Source organism: Bradyrhizobium sp. USDA 3397 (genome assembly GCF_054060965.1).
Map to the genome: position 1 here is coordinate 1,514,769 of NZ_JBSSDS010000001.1, position 15,607 is coordinate 1,530,375.

A 15,607-nucleotide genomic window follows, 5' to 3' on the forward strand; every position below is an offset into this window, starting at 1 on the left:
AAAGAAGTGTTGACGCAGCAAGGCGCCTGCGCTTGGCGGGCGCGACGCAGGCGCTTCGCACGACGTGCACTTGCGATCATGCCGAGCGCTCGCATCGCCGACGTTCGCGAACGATGCGATTGCACGAAAACACTATGCAGCAAGTATTTTTTCGCACGCGCGCATCGCGCGCGACCAACGCAGCGATGCGCATCGACAATCGTGCGGTCGCCTCGCAAAGGCGTTTCGCGGACTCTGAGTCGCGATTTTTGGCAACGAAAATATTTTCATGCTTAACGGCGCGGGCGCTCGCCGGAGCGCGTCCAAGCCGCCGTTTCGGGCGAATCGCGCGGCGGCGATTCGCCCCGCCGCATCGCCGTCGATCAGGATGAAGTTTGCCGTCGAGGATGCGCGAGCGTCGCATCGAGAACCGAAAGCGAGGTGACGAAACGCGTCCGTCACCTCGTTCGAATGCGTGAGGCTTAGACGCCGAGCTTGGACTTGAGCAGGTCGTTGACGCTCTGCGGGTTGGCCTTGCCGCCGGATGCTTTCATGACCTGGCCGACGAACCAGCCGAGCGATTGCGGCTTGTCCTTCACCTGCGCCGCCTTGTCGGGATTGGCCGCGATGATGTCGTCGACCACCTTTTCGATCGCAGAGAGATCCGTGACCTGCTTCATGCCACGGCTTTCGACCAGCGCGCGGGGATCGCCACCCTCCTGCCAGACGATTTCGAACAGATCCTTGGCGATCTTGCCCGAGATCGTGCCCTCGCCGATCAGGTCGATGATCGCAGCCAGTTGCCCGGCATTGACGGGCGAGGCCGTAATATCCCGGCCTTCCTTGTTGAGACGGCCGAACAGCTCGTTGATCACCCAGTTCGCCGCCATCTTGCCGTCGCGGGCGCGGTTGGCGAGCTTGTCGAGCACCGTCTCGTAGAACAGCGCGCTCTCGCGCTCGGCGACCAGCACGCTCGCATCATAGGCCGACAGGCCGAAATCAGCGACGAAGCGCGCCTTCTTCTGGTCCGGCAGCTCCGGCAACTTCGCCTTCAGCGCGTCGACGAAGTCCTGGCTGAACTCCAGCGGCAACAGGTCGGGGTCGGGGAAGTAGCGATAGTCGTGCGCCTCCTCCTTCGACCGCATTGAGCGCGTCTCACCCTTGTTGGGATCGAACCGGCGCGTCTCCTGCTCGATCTCGCCCCCGTCCTCCAGGATCTCGATCTGGCGCCGCGCTTCATACTCGATCGCCTGGCCGATGAAGGCGATCGAGTTCATGTTCTTGATCTCGCAGCGGGTGCCGAGCGGCGCGCCGGGCCTGCGCACGGAGACGTTGACGTCGGCGCGCAGGGATCCCTTCTCCATGTCACCGTCGCAGGTGCCGAGGTAGCGCATGATCGAGCGCAGCTTGGTCACATAGGCCTTGGCCTGCTCGGCGTCGCGGATATCAGGCTTCGAGACGATCTCCATCAGCGCCACGCCAGAGCGGTTGAAATCGATGTAGGACAGCGACGGCGACCGGTCGTGCAGCATCTTGCCGGGATCCTGTTCCAGATGCAGCCGCTCGATACCGATGGTGGCCGTCTTGCCGCCATCGAGATCGATGATCACCTCACCCTCGCCCACGATGGGCGATTTGTACTGGCTGATCTGGTAGCCCTGCGGCAGGTCCGGATAGAAATAGTTCTTGCGGTCGAACACCGAGCGCAGGTTGATCTGCGCGTTGAGGCCGAGCCCGGTCCGGACAGCCTGCCTGACGCATTCCTCGTTGATGACCGGCAGCATGCCCGGCATCGCGACGTCGACCAGCGAGACGTGGCTGTTCGGCTCGCCGCCGAAGGCGGTGGACGCGCCTGAGAACAGTTTGGCGTTCGAGGTCACCTGGGCATGGATCTCCATGCCGATGACCATCTCCCAGTCACCGGTTGAGCCCTTGAGAAGCTTGTGCGTGGCCGTGCTCATGTCCTGCTCCCGAGCAGCGTGGCAGCGATCCGCTCCCACTCCGCTTCCAATGAATCCTTTGCCACCGGCTGACCGGCCTGGCGATACCAATAGCCGGCATTGCCGAGATCGCCTTCGACACGGTGCAAATAGGCGTGCACCCAGGCGGCCTCGCGGCTGCTCTCGTCCTGAACGATCGTGTGCGCGCGGTCCCAGTCGCCCTTCGCCGCCCACCAGAGGCCGGCGAGCGGCGCGTTCAGGTCCGGCGCGGGCGCCGCGCCGCCGAGGCTCGCGATGAAATCAGCGACATTCACCACCACCTCGCGGGCGTGAAGCGGCCGGCGGCCTGCTCGATCACCTCGCCGAGCGAGAACAGCGTCTCCTCATCGAACGGACGGCCGATCAGTTGCAGCCCGAGCGGCAGGCCCTGCGCGTCCTTGCCGGCGGGCACCGCGATGCCGGGCAGGCCCGCCATGTTCACGGTCACCGTGAAGATGTCGTTGAGATACATCTCGACCGGGTCGGCGCCGCCCTTCTCGCCGATGCCGAAGGCCGCCGACGGCGTCGCCGGGGTGAGGATGGCGTCGACGCCCTTGGCGAAGCAGTCCTCAAAATCCTTCTTGATCAGCGTGCGCACCTTCTGCGCGCGCAGGTAATAGGCGTCGTAATAGCCGGCCGAGAGCACGTAGGTGCCGATCATGACGCGGCGGCGCACCTCTGCGCCAAAGCCTTCGGCGCGGGTGTTTTCGTAGAGCTCGGTGATGTTCTTACCCTGCTCGCGCAGGCCGTAGCGTACGCCGTCATAGCGCGCGAGATTCGACGAAGCCTCCGCCGGCGCCACGATGTAATAGGCCGGCAGCGCGTATTTGGTGTGCGGCAGCGACACCTCGACGAGCTCGGCGCCCGCCGCTTTCAGCCACGCCGCGCCCGCTTCCCAAAGCTTCTCGATCTCGGCCGGCATGCCGTCGAGGCGATACTCCCGGGGGATGCCGATCTTCATGCCCTTCACGGATTTGCCGATCGCCGCCTCGTAATTCGGTACGGGGATATCGACCGACGTCGTGTCCTTGGGATCGTGGCCCGCCATCGAGCGGAGCAGCATCGCGGCATCGCGTACGCTGCGCGCGATCGGACCCGCCTGGTCCAGCGAGGAGGCAAAGGCGACGATGCCCCAGCGCGAGCAGCGGCCATAGGTCGGCTTGATGCCGACGGTCGCGGTGAACGCGGCCGGCTGGCGGATCGAGCCGCCGGTATCGGTCGCGGTCGCGCCCATGCAGAGCAGCGCCGCCACGGCCGAGGCCGAGCCGCCGGATGAGCCGCCCGGCACCAGCGTCGTGTTGCTGCCCTCGCGCCGCCAGGGATTGCCGACGGGGCCGAAGCACGAGGTCTCGTTGGCCGAGCCCATCGCGAACTCGTCATTGTTGAGCTTGCCGAGCATCACCGCGCCGTCGCGCCAGAGCTGCGAGGTGACGGTGGACTCATAGGTCGGCACGAAATTGCCGAGGATCTTCGAGCACGCCGTGGTGCGCACGCCCTTGGTCGCGAACAGATCCTTGATGCCGAGCGGGATGCCGGCGAGCGGGCCGCCCTCATCCCTGGCGATCTTCTCGTCCGCCGCCTTGGCCATGTCGCGCGCCTGGTCCGGCGTCTCCATCACGAAGGCATTGAGCACGCGCGCAGCTTCGATCGCGGACAGATGCGCATCCGTGAGCTCGAGCGACGTGAAAGTTTTTGCCGCGAGACCCTTGCGGGCCTCGGCGAGCGTCAGCGATGTCAAATCGGTCATTTATTGATCGGGCTGCAGAAGAACGGAGACAGGGTCTTGTCGTCGGCCGGGTCGTCTTGCATGACGTTTTTCTTGGCGGCGGCTTTCGCGGCCGCCTCGATCTCGTCGAGCACGGCATTGACGGCGACGTCGGGATCGGCAGCCTTGCCCTGCCGCTCCATCTTGTCGAGGTAATTCATGTAGGCCTGATAGGCCTTCTCATCGTCGCAAAGCAGGCACATCGAACCTAACCTGTTTATTCAACGACCTTCGGCACCAGGAAGAAGTGACCTTCGGTCGCGGGCGCGTTGGCAACGATATCGTCGGCGATCCCGCCGTCATCGACCACGTCCTGCCGCTTCTTCATCTGCATCGGGGTGACCGAGGTCATCGGCTCCACGCCCTCGACATTGACCTCCGAGAGCTGCTCGACGAAAGCGAGCATGGTGTTGAGCTCGCCCTGCAGATGCGGAACCTCGTCCTCGGAAACCGCAATGCGCGCCAGATGCGCGATGCGGCGGACGGTAGCGGCGTCGACGGACATTATATAAGGCCTCTTACGGCAAAACCTATGTGCCGTATAGCAGAGGCCGGTTTTGCGCCGCAACCGGCGCTTCCCCCTATCCGGCGAGGGCCTTTATGCGCCCCAGCGCCGATTTGGCGAGGTCCCGGGTCAATTCGGCGGCGGGAAGCTCGCGGCCCAGCGCAACGGCCTGCCCTGCCCAGAGATTGGTGAAATCCACCATGCCCTGCTTTTCGGCAGCCGCCTTCAGCGGCCCCAGCGCCGTCGCGGCGTGGGGAAATGGCGGCGCATCCGGCGAGATCGGGCCGGCCTCGCGCATCAGCCGGTTCTGCATCCCCCGCGCGGGCCGGCCGGTCATGACATTGGTGATCACGGTGGAATCGTCCCCCGCCTCAGCGAGCGCCTTGCGGCCGGCCGCGCTGAGCTTGGATTCCGGGCAGCGCAGATAGGCGCTGCCGATCTGCACGCCGGCGGCACCGAGCGCGAAGGCCGCGGCAATGCCGCGCCCGTCGGCGATACCGCCCGCCGCGATCACCGGCACCTTCACGGCATCGACGACCTGCGGCACCAGCGCGAAGGTGCCGGGCTGCTCGGCGATCTTGTCGGTCAGGAACATGCCGCGATGGCCACCCGCTTCCGCTCCTTGCGCGATCACGGCGTCGACGCCGCGCTCTTCCAGCCAGACCGCCTCTTTCACTGTGGTGGCAGACGAGATGACGAGGCAACCCGCCGCCTTGACGCGCCTCAGCAGCGCTTGCTCCGGTAGGCCGAAATGGAAGCTGACGACCTCCGGCTTCAGCTCCTCGACCACCTCGCAGAACGCCGCATCGAATGGCGCGCGGTTCGCAGCCGCGATCGGCGCGGAGGGATCGAGACCGTGCTCGGAATAGTATTCCGCGAGCCGCTGCTTCCACCGCGCCTCGGCTTCGCGCGTCAGATCGACCGGCGTATGGCAGAAGAAATTCATGTTCACCGGCGCCTTGACGCGCTGGCGGATGAGACCAACTTGCTCGCGCGCCTTCTCCGGCGAGATCATCGCACAAGGCAGCGACCCCAGCGCCCCGCCCTGCGCCGCTGCAATCACCAGCTCCGCATCCATCACGCCAGCCATCGGCGCCAGCACGATCGGGAATTCGGTCTTGAAGAGATCGATCAGTCGACGGTCAGGCCACATGGTTGTTCTCTCTCTCTTTTACCCTCCCCCTCCAGGGGCGGTGAAGAATCCTACGCCGCGATCACCGAGTTTCTCCGCCCGGCGATCAACTGCTCCGCCTCCGCCGCAATCCGCTCGACGATCTCCGCCGCCGGTGGGATATCATGAATCAACCCAACCGCCTCGCCGGCGATCACGGCCGCGACATCGAAATTGCCCGCCGCTCTTGCTGCCGCATACTCGGAAGCGACTGCGGCAACATTCTGCATCAGCTCGACCTCGCGGCCGATCCAGCGCCTGGCATGATCGTTGACCAGGCACCGCCCGGTAAACGGCGCCGGCCAGACGTTGTTGCGGGAGAGATCGAAGATGATGCCGCGCACGGTCGAACCGGAGCTCGCCGCGCAGATGCGGCGCTTGGCCTCCTCGGCGCCGTCGGCCTCCTGGCTCGCATAGAAGCGCGTGCCGAGCAGCACGCCACTCGCGCCCAGCATCATCATGGCAGCGAGCCCGCGCCCGTCCGCGATGCCGCCGGCCGCCACCACGGGAACGCGACCCGCGGCGAGATCGACGATGGCAGGCACGAGATCGACGGTGGTGCGCGAAGCGCCATGACCGCCCGCCTCCGTGCCTTGCGCGATCAGGATGTCGGCACCGGCATCGAGCGCCTGCCGCGCCATCGCTTCGTCCTGAACCTGGCAGATCAGGCGCGCGCCGGCGGACTTGATCTTGGGCGCGAACGGCGCGGGATCGCCGAACGACAACATGATCGCATCCGGCTTTGCAGCGAGCGCGAGATCGAGAAGCTCGGGCCGCTTGGCGAGGCTCCAGGTGATGAAGCCGATCCCGAACGGCGCGCTGAGGTCGGCGAGCTTCGCCGTCTCCTGCTCCAGCCAGACCCGCTCGCCATAGCCGCCGCCAAGAATGCCGAATCCGCCGGCGCGGCTCACCGCGGCGACCAGACGGCTGCCGGCAATGACATCCATCGGCGCCAGCAGGATCGGATGCTTGATCCTCAGCAGCGTGGTCAGCGACATCGTCATCGGCATGGCTCCTCCCCGATCTGGACAGCGAGATTAGGCGCGACTAGCATTCTCGAAAATTGAATTGTTGCGAACGCTGCCATCTCGAAAGCGAAACGACGCCATGGAACTCAGCGATTTCAATACCTTCGCCGCCGTCGCCCGCACCGGGGGCATCACCCGCGCCGCCGAAGAACTCAACACCGTGCAGTCGAACGTCACCCAGCGCGTGAAGGCGCTGGAGGCGGAGATCGGCACACCGCTTTTCGAACGGCATTCGCGCGGCATGACGCTGACCGGTGCCGGCAAGCGCCTCCTCCCCTACGCGCAAAAGATGGCGGCGCTGTCGCGCGAAGCCTTGCTCGCCGCGCGCGACGATGGCGAGCCGAAAGGACCGCTCGCGATTGGATCGATGGAGACCACGGCAGCCGTGCGATTGCCGCCGCTGCTCGCCGATTTCCACCGCCGCTTCCCGGCCGTGCGCCTGTCCTTGCGCACCGCGCCGACCGCCGACCTCGTCGCGAGCGTGCTCGACGGTACGCTCGACGGCGCCTTCGTCGCCGGACCCATCGCGCATGACGACCTCTCCACGACGAGCGCGTTCGGCGAAGAGCTGGTGCTGGTCAGCGCGCGCCGCTGGGCCTCGCTCGCCGAGCTGCGCGCCGGCACGTCGGAGTCGGGTCCGACCGCGCTGGTGTTCCGCACCGGCTGCACCTATCGCCAGCGGCTCGAACAGATTTTCGTCGAATTCGGCTGGCCGTCGGCGGCGCGCTTCGAGCTCGGCACGCTCGACGGCATGATCGGCTGCGTCGCCGCCGACATGGGCGTGACGCTGCTGCCGCGCGCCGTCGTGGAACGCAGCGCGATGAACGGCGCCGTCGCCGTCCACACGCTGAGCCCGTCACATGCCCGTGTCGAAACACTCTTCATCCAGCGCCGCGCCGGACATCAATACAGCGCGCTGAGCGGTTTTGCCGATTGCCTGAAGAAGGACGAGGACGTCATCGCGGCATGACGGAGCGCCAACGTTCCACGCCACGAAATTCGTCACAAATCCATCGCGTTTGAATCGATCCGCGCTGCGTGCCGCCATCGCAGCGCAGCACTTCGAAAAGCTTTGAAGCCCCCGCTTCTTCTACGTTAGGATGAGTGACTGGCCAGCGCGAAACCATAAACGAAGCCAAACACCGGCAGAAACATCGGGAGGACTATTGATGCGCAATACGCTCGTGTTGTGCTGCGTCGCTGCGTTGTCGGCGATTTCAGGAACCGCAAGTGCACAGGACTGGACCAAATCGAAATGGGGGCCGAACGACGAGATCGGCGCCGCCAACTACATGACGCCCGAGCTCGTGGTGAAGGCGGCATCGCTGGTGAAGACCGGCAAGACCTACGCCCTCGGCATCCCCGTCACGCCGCAGACGCCCGCCTACCCGCCGCGCACCTTCAAGCTCACCATCGTGCAGCCCGGACAGGCCGGCACCCCGGGTCTCGGTCCGAACAAGGCCACTTACAACGATGACATCCTCGACAGCTGGGTCGGCATCGGCAGTCAGCTCGACGGGCTCGGCCATCTCGGCGTCGAGCACGTCTACTACAACGGCAACAAGCTGGCCGATTTCGCCGATCCCAATGGCTTGAAGAAGCTCGGCATCGAGAAGGTGCCGCCGATGGTCGCCCGCGGCGTGCTGCTCGACATGGCCGCCTATTTCAAGACCGACGTGGTGAAGGAAGGCACCGCCTTCAACGTCAAGGAGATCGAGGAAGCCGCCAAGCAGCAGAACGTCGAGATCCGCCAGGGCGATGTCGTCATCTTCCACACCGGCTGGCTCAGCCTGATCGGCAAGGACGACAAGCGCTACTCGGCCGGCGAGCCCGGCCTTGGCGTCGAAGGCGCGAAGTACCTCGCCGGCAAGGGCGTCGTCGCGGTCGGCGCCGACACCTGGGGGCTCGAGGTGCTTCCGTTCGAAGGCAAGACCGTGTTCGAGGTCCACCAGATTCTGCTCGCGATGAACGGGACCTATATCCTCGAGAACATGGACACCGCCGCGCTCGCCCGGGACAAGGGCTACGAATTCCTGTTCGTGCTGGGCCAGCCGCGCTGGACCGGCGCCGTGCAGGCCATGATCAACCCGATCGCGATCCGCTGACGCCACACGCGCGTCCGTCGAAAGAAGCCGGGTGAGGTCTTGCAGTGTCTCGATAGAGCGCACCGCTGCCCTCACCCGAACGTCGCGTCGGTTTCACTGCTTGGCGAAACAAGCGCTCCTCAGAGTCGAATGTCCTCGTAGGACTCGATCCGCCGCGGACCGACCGAGGTCGCCTCGTGCGAATCCGCATCAGTGAGATTGCCGAAATCCAGCTTGGTCAACCTCGTCAGGTCCGCGATCGAGACCTGGAAGACGCTGACATCCTCCTCGGACATCCGCTCGCGCAGATCCGCCTCCTGGATGCGATCGATCTCCATGACCTGCTTTCGCTGGCTCATCAGGAAGGCCGCCGCCTTGAGAGCATCGTCATCCTCGTTGCGTCGGATCAGGATCTTCCAAAAATATTTCGGGATTTGGACGCCGCCGAAGCTTGGATCCTTGTGCGGCCGCCCGGCCGGATTGGGCAGATCGGATCCATCGGCGTCGGGCCCGTCGAACACCGGACCGTTCATGACGATGCCCTTCTCCTCGCCTTCGAGCAGGACATCGCGTGTATAATCCTCCAATCCCGCCCACAGCTGCTTGCCCTGGTTGAACGAGAAGAATTGCGGCGAGCAATTGGTGAAATGGAAAGAATCGTCGCCATGCTGCTTGGCCGCGGCGACGGTCTCGCCCCACGTCGCATCCAGGCGGCGCACGAGATGACCGCGGTCGAACGGATTCTTGCTACGATCCGCCTCGAAAGTGGCCTGCTTGCGGTAGAACTCGTCACCGATCTGGGCATCGTCGTCGATGCGCGGATCGCGCAGCCAGGAATCACCCTCGCGCTTGCCGACGTCCTGCTGCTTGCCGCCGTCGATGTTGACGCAGCTGAAGAAGGCGAGCCGGCGCTCCTTGTTCATGACAACGCTGTAGTTGAAATATTTCAGCTCGGATTGCCTGGAGCTTCCCTTGAGCATCGCGATCCTGGGCTTGAGCGAGGCCGGAATCTTCGGCAAGGGCACCGAGAATCTGCCGGTGCCAAGGAAGTTCGCCTTGTATCCGGGACGCGATTTCAGCGTGCTCTGATCGATGTGCACGGCCTCCATCGGGAGGCCGTTCCTCGCGCTGATGTAAGGCAACAGGCCGGTCGGCGGAGCAATCAATGGCGTGCCGCCGTTCCGCTTGCCGCCGTTCGTGCCGCCGTTCGGCGTCCGGCCATTGCCATGACCTCCCGCCGGGCTCGGTAGCGGCGGCGTTGGAGCGAGAGGAATCTCCTTCCTGAACATCGGCAGCGGAACGCGGATCGGGACCACCAGAGACGTGCCGTCGACGGATTGCTCGACCCAGACATTGGCGCCGTACGGAGTTGCGTCAATCGGGGGCCGCAAGGCTCGCTCGATCTCGGGCCGGCCTGGCGGGTCCATCTCGTCCAGCACAGGCCTGATCAGAGGGTGAGAGCCGACGGCCACCTTCAGATCGGCGACGATCGCGCTGATCCGAATGCCTTCATTGGCGATCCATTCGATCGAGGATTCGTCCATCGACGGCTTCCACACCTTGCCGTCCTTGGTCAGGATGCGACCCTGCGCATTCTTCCGGGGAACACCGCTGTGGTGCAGCGCAACCACCTGCCAGAAGCGGTTGAACGCCGGCGACCCTGACGATCCGGCCGTCGTGTCGGTATTGTACCAGAGGAAGTCACCGACATATTTGAGCAGCTTGTTCTCGCGGACGCAGACCTGCTTCATCTGCCCGCTGGGATGCTGGATGATGGTGAGATACTCGCCCGGATCTGCCTTGCCGGGCGCGTCACTGAGCGGCAGCCATCCCCAATCCTCGAGTTCCTCGTGGCCTGACAGCGAGGCCGGCGCCACCGCGACGACCGAGAAATCCAGCCGGTCATTGGTGTAGAAGAATCTGCCCGGCTCGAATCCGAACCTCACCGGCACACGCTCTTGTCCCGAAGCGTCCAGTTCGTAGTTGAAATCGGCGATCGAATGGGCTGCGTCGGAGGGCCGGCCGAAGACATGATGATTGGTCAGCAGCAGACCGGGCCCGATCAGAAAGCCGGAGCCATAGCCGAGCAGATTCGACTTGGCATCCCTGAGCTGGATACGGCAGACCGAGCGCGAGGCTGCGGTCCCCTTGGCAAGATAATTGATGCTGTCGAGATCATTGCCCTGGATGATCCGCTCCAGGCCAATTTCGGCCTTCTCCACGTCCCGCGTCTCGGCCAGCAGTTGTCGCTGGCGCAGACGCATCTTTTCGACCGACATGTCGATCGGACCGTCGCCCAATTTCCGGTTCAAGGCTTCGGGTGAGAACTCGGCTTGCTTGAATCGCCGTTCTGAGCCCGCGATCAGACTTGGCTTGATGAGCATCATGACCTCTCAAATGATTGGCGAATATTGGACGTCGTCGGCGCCCCCAAAAAAATTGGCGCCAAGTTGCAGCGGCGGGCCGGACCGCCGGTCGCAGCCGATCGTTCCCGAAATCGGGGGCATGCACCCAATACTACTTTAGACCGGTAACTCTATTGCCACGCAACCACGCGGCATCATGCCATGGCCTGCAGCATCACCAGTGTGAGATTTCCCACATTTGATCGATACAGCCGTGCATCACGATTTCGCGCGCTGCTTGCGGCCCTCTGGCGATCTACGGCTTCAGGTACCAGCGCCGCAATGCCACGACGGCCCAGATCGCCTCGACGAGGCCGAACGGCCAGGCGCCTTGCAGGAAGCCATAGGCGGAACCGAGCGCGCAGGACGCCGCGAACAGCAGCACGAACCAGTGGCTGCGATCCTCCAGGGCATAGCAGACCAGCATCGCCGTCACGGCAAACAGGCCGAATAGTGTCAGTGCATCCATGGTTATCAGTTCACCCCGCAGCGCAACGCGTGATATGCGCTAAAGCCATGCCGGCTCCTATCCTGCCTCTCATCGATGCTGCAACCCACTGGCCCGCGCGCGGCGCGCTGGTCGGGCTCGACTTGGGGACCAAGACCATTGGCGTTGCCGTATCCGATCCGGACCGGCGGCTGGCGACCGGCGTCGAGACGATCCAGCGCAAGCAGTTCAAGCAGGATGCCGCCAAGCTGCTGGCCATCGCCACGGAGCGCAAGGCGGTCGGCTTCGTGCTCGGCCTGCCCATCAACATGGACGGCAGCGAAGGTCCACGCGCGCAATCGACCCGCGCCTTCGCGCGAAATCTGGCCGGATTGACCGCGCTGCCCATCGGTCTCTGGGACGAACGCCTTTCGACCGCGGCGGTCGAGCGCGAGCTGATCGGCATGGACGTCAGCCGCGCCAAGCGCGCCGAGGTGATCGACGAGCACGCCGCGATCTTCATCCTGCAAGGCGCGCTCGATCGCCTTGCCAATCTTCGCACGAGCCCGGGACCGGACTGATCCATGGCCGTCGTCATCGCGGCGCTGCTGCCGGTCTTCATCCTCATCGTGCTCGGCGTCGTGCTGAAGCGCAGCCTGATGCGGCTGGACACGCAATGGCACGGGTTGGAGCAGCTGACCTATTTCGTGCTGTTTCCGATGCTGCTGATCCAGACCCTGGTAAAAGCCGACCTCTCCAAGGTGCCGGTGACTGGCGTCGGCAGCGCGCTGCTGCTGTCGGCGCTGGCGATGTCGCTTTTGTGCCTCGCGCTGCGCCCTGCGCTTTCGCGGCTCGGCATCGACGGCCCCGCCTTCACGTCGATCTTCCAGGGTGCGACGCGCTGGCAGACCTTCGTTGCCCTGTCGATCGCCGCCAATCTGTTCGGCGATGTCGGGCTGGCGCTCGCCTCCGTGGCGATGGTGGCGATCATCCCGCTCGTCAACGTGTTCAGCGTCTCGGTGCTCGCTCGTTACGCATCGCCGGAAAAGCAATCCGGCCGCGCCATCGTCATGACATTGGTGCGCAATCCCTTGATCTGGGCCTGCATCATCGGCCTTACTTTCAATGTCACCCACCTGCCGCTGCCAAGGCTCTGGCATGAGGTTGCAGACGCGCTCGGCAGTTCCTCCCTCGCCATCGGCCTGCTCGTCACAGGCGCGGGCCTGCATCTCGAAGGGCTCTTCCGTCCAAGCCTCGGCGCAGCCGTCGGCGTCGTTTTAAAGCTCTTGCTGATGCCCGCGCTCGCGATGGGGCTCGGTCTCTGGTTCGGGCTTTCCGGCAACAGCCTGGCGATCGTGGCGATCTGCTCGGCGGTGCCGACCTCGTCCAGCGCCTATGTCCTCGCCCGCCAGATGGGCGGCGACGCCCCGCTGCTGGCGCAGATCATCACGCTGCAGACGATCTTTGCAGCCATTACGATGCCGATCGCGATCGGGCTGGCGGCCTAGCACTCGTCATGACGAGCGCACCTCTCTCACCTCGTCATTGCGAGGAGCTCTTGCGACGAAGCAATCCAGACTGCCGCGGCGGAGAGATTCTGGATTGCTTCGCTGCGCTCGCAATGACGGAGTTGCGGCCTAGCTCCCCAGCCACATCGTCAGCACCACCGCGGTGAGATTATTCAGCGCGTGCAGCACGATGGTGAGCCACAGCGAGCCGGAGCGGTAGCGCATGTAGCCGAACCACAGGCCGATGGCGAAAACTTCGGCGAGGAAGTACATGTCGTACTGCAGATGGACGATTGTCCAGACCAGCGACGACAGCAGGATCGCGCCGGGCGCGCGAAGGAAGCTCGCCGACCAGCCACGGAAGAGGAAGCCTCGCGCCAGAACCTCTTCCGACATCGGCGCCGCCACCGCGAATGCGGCGAGCAGCAGCAGCGCGGCGCCCTTGTCGCGGCCCGATTTCAACAGATCGGTCATGAAGCCCGGCGTCGCCTCGCGGCCGAGCGCACGCGACATCGTCTCCCAGAGCAGCACGATCAGGATGAGGCCGACGGCGCCGAACAGCAGTTGCTTCCAGGACGGCCAATGCAGCGCGAGATAATCGACGAACGAAGCTTTCTTGATGCGAATGGCGAGCCAGACCGCGGCCAGTGTCGCCGGCAAGCCCATGATGACCGAGAGCGCAAGCGTCTGGGGCTCGCGGCCGACGACCTGCAGCGAAGCGAGGTCCATGGGTAGTCCACGCTGCGCCGCCAGCAGAAGGACGGCGCCGATCTGCCCGACGAACATCGCGACGAAGATGAAGAGGCCCCACAGCGCCGTGCCCCAGAACTTCCAGACACGCGGTGTCGCCGGCGTCGCGGTCAACGGCGGATGATCGGGGTTGAGGGAGTCCATCAGCAGGCTTTCGTTGGAGAGCGCAAACTATCGAGCGATCGTCATGCCCGGGCTTGTCCCGGGCATCCACGTTCTTCTTGCCGCGCAGCAAGACGTGGATGGCCGGGTCAGGCCCGGCCATGACGCTGCGGAGAGACCGTGCCCAGTCACGGCAGCGCCCGCTCCAGCAGGGCGCGCACGTCGGCGCCATCGAGTTCGACTGCGCCGTACATGCTGGCGTGATTGGTCGCAAGGCGCGTGGCCGCGAACAATTCGGCCTGGCGCGACGACGCGCCATTGAGCGCGGCCGTCGCGGCCAGCAATGCCAGCCTCTCGACCGCAAGCCGCGCGACGCGCTCGCCGTCGGCGCGCCGAAACGTCTTGCCGATGAAGCTGGCCGCCTCGCCCGCCCCCGGCAGCCCCTTGGTCTCGGCCGCCAGCGCTTGCAGCACCGCCGTCGCCGCCTCGCCCTCGCGCGAGAGCGCGCGGAGCACGTCGAGGCACATCACGTTGCCCGAGCCCTCCCAGATCGCGTTGACCGGCGACTCCCGATAATGGCGCGCCAGAATGCCGTCCTCGACATAACCGTTGCCGCCGAGGCACTCCATCGCCTCAAACAGGAACGGCGGCGCGCTCTTGCAGGTCCAGTATTTGATCGCGGGCGTGAGCAGTCGCATATAAGCCGCCTCCGCCGCATCGTGCGGCGTGCGGTCGAAGGCACGGCAGAGCCGCATCACCAGCGCCGTGCTCGCCTCCACATGCAGCGCCATATCCGACAGCACGGCCTGCATCAGGGGCTGATCGGCCAGATGCTTCTGGAACACGCTGCGATGCCGGGCGTGGTGCAGCGCATGCGCAAGCCCCGAGCGCATCAGGCCAACGGAGGCGATCGCGCAATCCTGCCGCGTCAGCTGCACCATCTGGATGATGGTGCGGATGCCCTTGCCTTCCTCGCCGACCCTTTCGGCATAGGCGCCGACGAACTCGACCTCGGACGAGGCATTGGAGCGGTTGCCGAGCTTGTCCTTCAGCCGCTGGAACTGAACGGCGTTGACCGATCCGTCCGGCGCGAAGCGCGGCATGAAGAAACAGGTCAGCCCGCCATCCGCCTGCGCCAGCACCAGGAATGCATCGCACATCGGTGCCGACATGAACCATTTGTGCCCGGTGATGCGATAGCCGTCCGTCTCGCGCACCGCGCGCGTCATGTTGGCGCGCACGTCGGTGCCGCCCTGCTTCTCGGTCATGCCCATTCCGAGGGTCATGCCGCGCTTCTGCCACCACGGCGCAAAGCTCGGATCGTAGCTCTTGGTCGACAGCACCGGCATCACCCGCGCGAGCAAGTCGGGCTGCATCGCCAGGGCACCGACGGAGGCGCGCGTCATCGTGATCGGGCAGAGATGGCCGGTCTCGACTTGCGCAGCCATGTAGAACTTTGCGGCGCGAATGACCTCGGCGCCATCGCCGGCCGGCTTGCCATCCGCGGTCCAGGTAGAATTGTGAACGCCGGCATGCGCACTGTGCGCCATCAGTTCGTGATAGGCGGGATGAAACTCGACCTGGTCGCGGCGATTGCCCTTGGCATCGAAGCTGCGCAGCTTCGGCGTGTTCTCGTTCGCCACGCGCCCGCGATCGGCCATCGCCGCCGAGCCCCAGTGCCTGCCGAACTCCGAGAGCTCACGCTCGGCCGCTGCGCCGCCATTGGCCCTGACCGCCTCGATCAGCGGTCGGTCCACGGCGAAAAGATCAATGTCCTCGAATGGCGGCGACTGGTTGAAGACCTCGTGGGTCGCAAATGTGGGCTGGGTCATTTTGCTTCCATCGAATCTATCTCGGCTCGGGCGCCACCTCTCCCATTGGGAGAGGTCGCGCCGGAGGCGCGG

Annotated in this window: 15 protein-coding genes; 4 read left to right on the top strand and 11 right to left on the bottom strand. The window is 65.0% G+C overall.

Going from position 1 to position 15,607, the window contains the following annotated elements; genetic code table 11:
• Positions 1-461 precede the first annotated feature (461 nt).
• The 7 genes from gatB to ACVWYQ_RS07120 form a co-directional block, all read right to left on the bottom strand.
• Positions 462-1,940: an Asp-tRNA(Asn)/Glu-tRNA(Gln) amidotransferase subunit GatB gene (gatB, locus tag ACVWYQ_RS07090; RefSeq protein WP_128265294.1), complete on the bottom strand. Its 1,479-nt coding sequence runs from the start codon at positions 1,938-1,940 to the stop codon at positions 462-464.
• Positions 1,937-2,239, bottom strand: coding sequence for a hypothetical protein (locus tag ACVWYQ_RS07095; protein ID WP_404540706.1), 303 nt, complete (start codon positions 2,237-2,239; stop codon positions 1,937-1,939). Before ACVWYQ_RS07095 ends, gatB begins: the two co-directional genes overlap by 4 nt.
• The gene (gene gatA / locus ACVWYQ_RS07100) at positions 2,230-3,705 is read right to left on the bottom strand and encodes an Asp-tRNA(Asn)/Glu-tRNA(Gln) amidotransferase subunit GatA (RefSeq protein ID WP_271538108.1); all 1,476 of its coding nucleotides are present in this window, start codon (positions 3,703-3,705) and stop codon (positions 2,230-2,232) included. Before gatA ends, ACVWYQ_RS07095 begins: the two co-directional genes overlap by 10 nt.
• A complete protein-coding gene (locus ACVWYQ_RS07105) occupies positions 3,702-3,926 on the bottom strand; it encodes a hypothetical protein (protein WP_404540703.1) in 225 nt (74 codons plus the stop codon). The genes gatA and ACVWYQ_RS07105 overlap by 4 nt, the downstream gene beginning before the upstream one ends.
• 14 nt (positions 3,927-3,940) lie before the next feature.
• Positions 3,941-4,228, bottom strand: coding sequence for an Asp-tRNA(Asn)/Glu-tRNA(Gln) amidotransferase subunit GatC (gene gatC, locus ACVWYQ_RS07110; protein ID WP_404540700.1), 288 nt, complete (start codon positions 4,226-4,228; stop codon positions 3,941-3,943).
• A 76-nt stretch (positions 4,229-4,304) separates the two neighbouring features.
• Positions 4,305-5,381: an NAD(P)H-dependent flavin oxidoreductase gene (locus ACVWYQ_RS07115; protein WP_404540697.1), complete on the bottom strand. Its 1,077-nt coding sequence runs from the start codon at positions 5,379-5,381 to the stop codon at positions 4,305-4,307.
• A 50-nt stretch (positions 5,382-5,431) separates the two neighbouring features.
• Positions 5,432-6,409 carry an NAD(P)H-dependent flavin oxidoreductase gene (locus tag ACVWYQ_RS07120; RefSeq protein WP_404540694.1) on the bottom strand — a complete coding sequence of 326 codons (978 nt, stop codon included), beginning with the start codon at positions 6,407-6,409 and terminating at the stop codon, positions 5,432-5,434.
• Positions 6,410-6,506: 97 nt separating this feature from the next.
• Between ACVWYQ_RS07120 and ACVWYQ_RS07125 the strand changes: the two genes are divergently transcribed.
• On the top strand, positions 6,507-7,397 hold the full coding sequence (locus tag ACVWYQ_RS07125; protein ID WP_456725542.1) for a LysR substrate-binding domain-containing protein: 891 nt from the start codon (positions 6,507-6,509) through the stop codon (positions 7,395-7,397).
• Positions 7,398-7,596: 199 nt separating this feature from the next.
• Positions 7,597-8,532 (top strand): cyclase family protein, encoded by a 936-nt coding sequence (locus tag ACVWYQ_RS07130; protein WP_036025535.1) that lies wholly within the window; start codon positions 7,597-7,599, stop codon positions 8,530-8,532.
• A 119-nt stretch (positions 8,533-8,651) separates the two neighbouring features.
• Here the strand turns inward: ACVWYQ_RS07130 and ACVWYQ_RS07135 are convergent, their stop codons facing one another.
• The gene (locus ACVWYQ_RS07135; RefSeq protein WP_404540688.1) at positions 8,652-10,898 is read right to left on the bottom strand and encodes a DNA/RNA non-specific endonuclease; all 2,247 of its coding nucleotides are present in this window, start codon (positions 10,896-10,898) and stop codon (positions 8,652-8,654) included.
• Positions 10,899-11,172: 274 nt separating this feature from the next.
• Positions 11,173-11,385, bottom strand: coding sequence for a hypothetical protein (locus ACVWYQ_RS07140; protein ID WP_157287544.1), 213 nt, complete (start codon positions 11,383-11,385; stop codon positions 11,173-11,175).
• Positions 11,386-11,432: 47 nt separating this feature from the next.
• Between ACVWYQ_RS07140 and ruvX the strand changes: the two genes are divergently transcribed.
• Both ruvX and ACVWYQ_RS07150 read left to right on the top strand, forming a co-directional pair.
• Entirely contained in the window at positions 11,433-11,924 is a 492-nt protein-coding gene (ruvX, locus tag ACVWYQ_RS07145; protein WP_404540685.1) for a Holliday junction resolvase RuvX, read from the top strand.
• Between the two features lie 3 nt (positions 11,925-11,927).
• Positions 11,928-12,851 carry an AEC family transporter gene (locus ACVWYQ_RS07150; protein WP_404540682.1) on the top strand — a complete coding sequence of 308 codons (924 nt, stop codon included), beginning with the start codon at positions 11,928-11,930 and terminating at the stop codon, positions 12,849-12,851.
• A 129-nt stretch (positions 12,852-12,980) separates the two neighbouring features.
• Here the strand turns inward: ACVWYQ_RS07150 and ACVWYQ_RS07155 are convergent, their stop codons facing one another.
• Positions 12,981-13,745, bottom strand: coding sequence for a CPBP family intramembrane glutamic endopeptidase (locus ACVWYQ_RS07155; protein ID WP_275510131.1), 765 nt, complete (start codon positions 13,743-13,745; stop codon positions 12,981-12,983).
• 146 nt (positions 13,746-13,891) lie between these two features.
• The gene (locus tag ACVWYQ_RS07160; RefSeq protein ID WP_404540679.1) at positions 13,892-15,535 is read right to left on the bottom strand and encodes an acyl-CoA dehydrogenase family protein; all 1,644 of its coding nucleotides are present in this window, start codon (positions 15,533-15,535) and stop codon (positions 13,892-13,894) included.
• Positions 15,536-15,607: the final 72 nt, after the last annotated feature.

Bases quoted from the DNA above. Each gene is read 5' to 3' on its own strand.
- gatB (WP_128265294.1), bottom strand. From the start codon at position 1,940: ATGAGCACGGCCACGCACAAGCTTCTCAAGGGCTCAACCGGTGACTGG.
- gatA (WP_271538108.1), bottom strand. From the start codon at position 3,705: ATGACCGATTTGACATCGCTGACGCTCGCCGAGGCCCGCAAGGGTCTC.
- ACVWYQ_RS07105 (WP_404540703.1), bottom strand. From the start codon at position 3,926: ATGTGCCTGCTTTGCGACGATGAGAAGGCCTATCAGGCCTACATGAAT.
- gatC (WP_404540700.1), bottom strand. From the start codon at position 4,228: ATGTCCGTCGACGCCGCTACCGTCCGCCGCATCGCGCATCTGGCGCGC.
- ACVWYQ_RS07115 (WP_404540697.1), bottom strand. From the start codon at position 5,381: ATGTGGCCTGACCGTCGACTGATCGATCTCTTCAAGACCGAATTCCCG.
- ACVWYQ_RS07120 (WP_404540694.1), bottom strand. From the start codon at position 6,409: ATGCCGATGACGATGTCGCTGACCACGCTGCTGAGGATCAAGCATCCG.
- ACVWYQ_RS07125 (WP_456725542.1), top strand. From the start codon at position 6,507: ATGGAACTCAGCGATTTCAATACCTTCGCCGCCGTCGCCCGCACCGGG.
- ACVWYQ_RS07130 (WP_036025535.1), top strand. From the start codon at position 7,597: ATGCGCAATACGCTCGTGTTGTGCTGCGTCGCTGCGTTGTCGGCGATT.
- ACVWYQ_RS07135 (WP_404540688.1), bottom strand. From the start codon at position 10,898: ATGATGCTCATCAAGCCAAGTCTGATCGCGGGCTCAGAACGGCGATTC.
- ACVWYQ_RS07140 (WP_157287544.1), bottom strand. From the start codon at position 11,385: ATGGATGCACTGACACTATTCGGCCTGTTTGCCGTGACGGCGATGCTG.
- ruvX (WP_404540685.1), top strand. From the start codon at position 11,433: ATGCCGGCTCCTATCCTGCCTCTCATCGATGCTGCAACCCACTGGCCC.
- ACVWYQ_RS07150 (WP_404540682.1), top strand. From the start codon at position 11,928: ATGGCCGTCGTCATCGCGGCGCTGCTGCCGGTCTTCATCCTCATCGTG.
- ACVWYQ_RS07155 (WP_275510131.1), bottom strand. From the start codon at position 13,745: ATGGACTCCCTCAACCCCGATCATCCGCCGTTGACCGCGACGCCGGCG.
- ACVWYQ_RS07160 (WP_404540679.1), bottom strand. From the start codon at position 15,535: ATGACCCAGCCCACATTTGCGACCCACGAGGTCTTCAACCAGTCGCCG.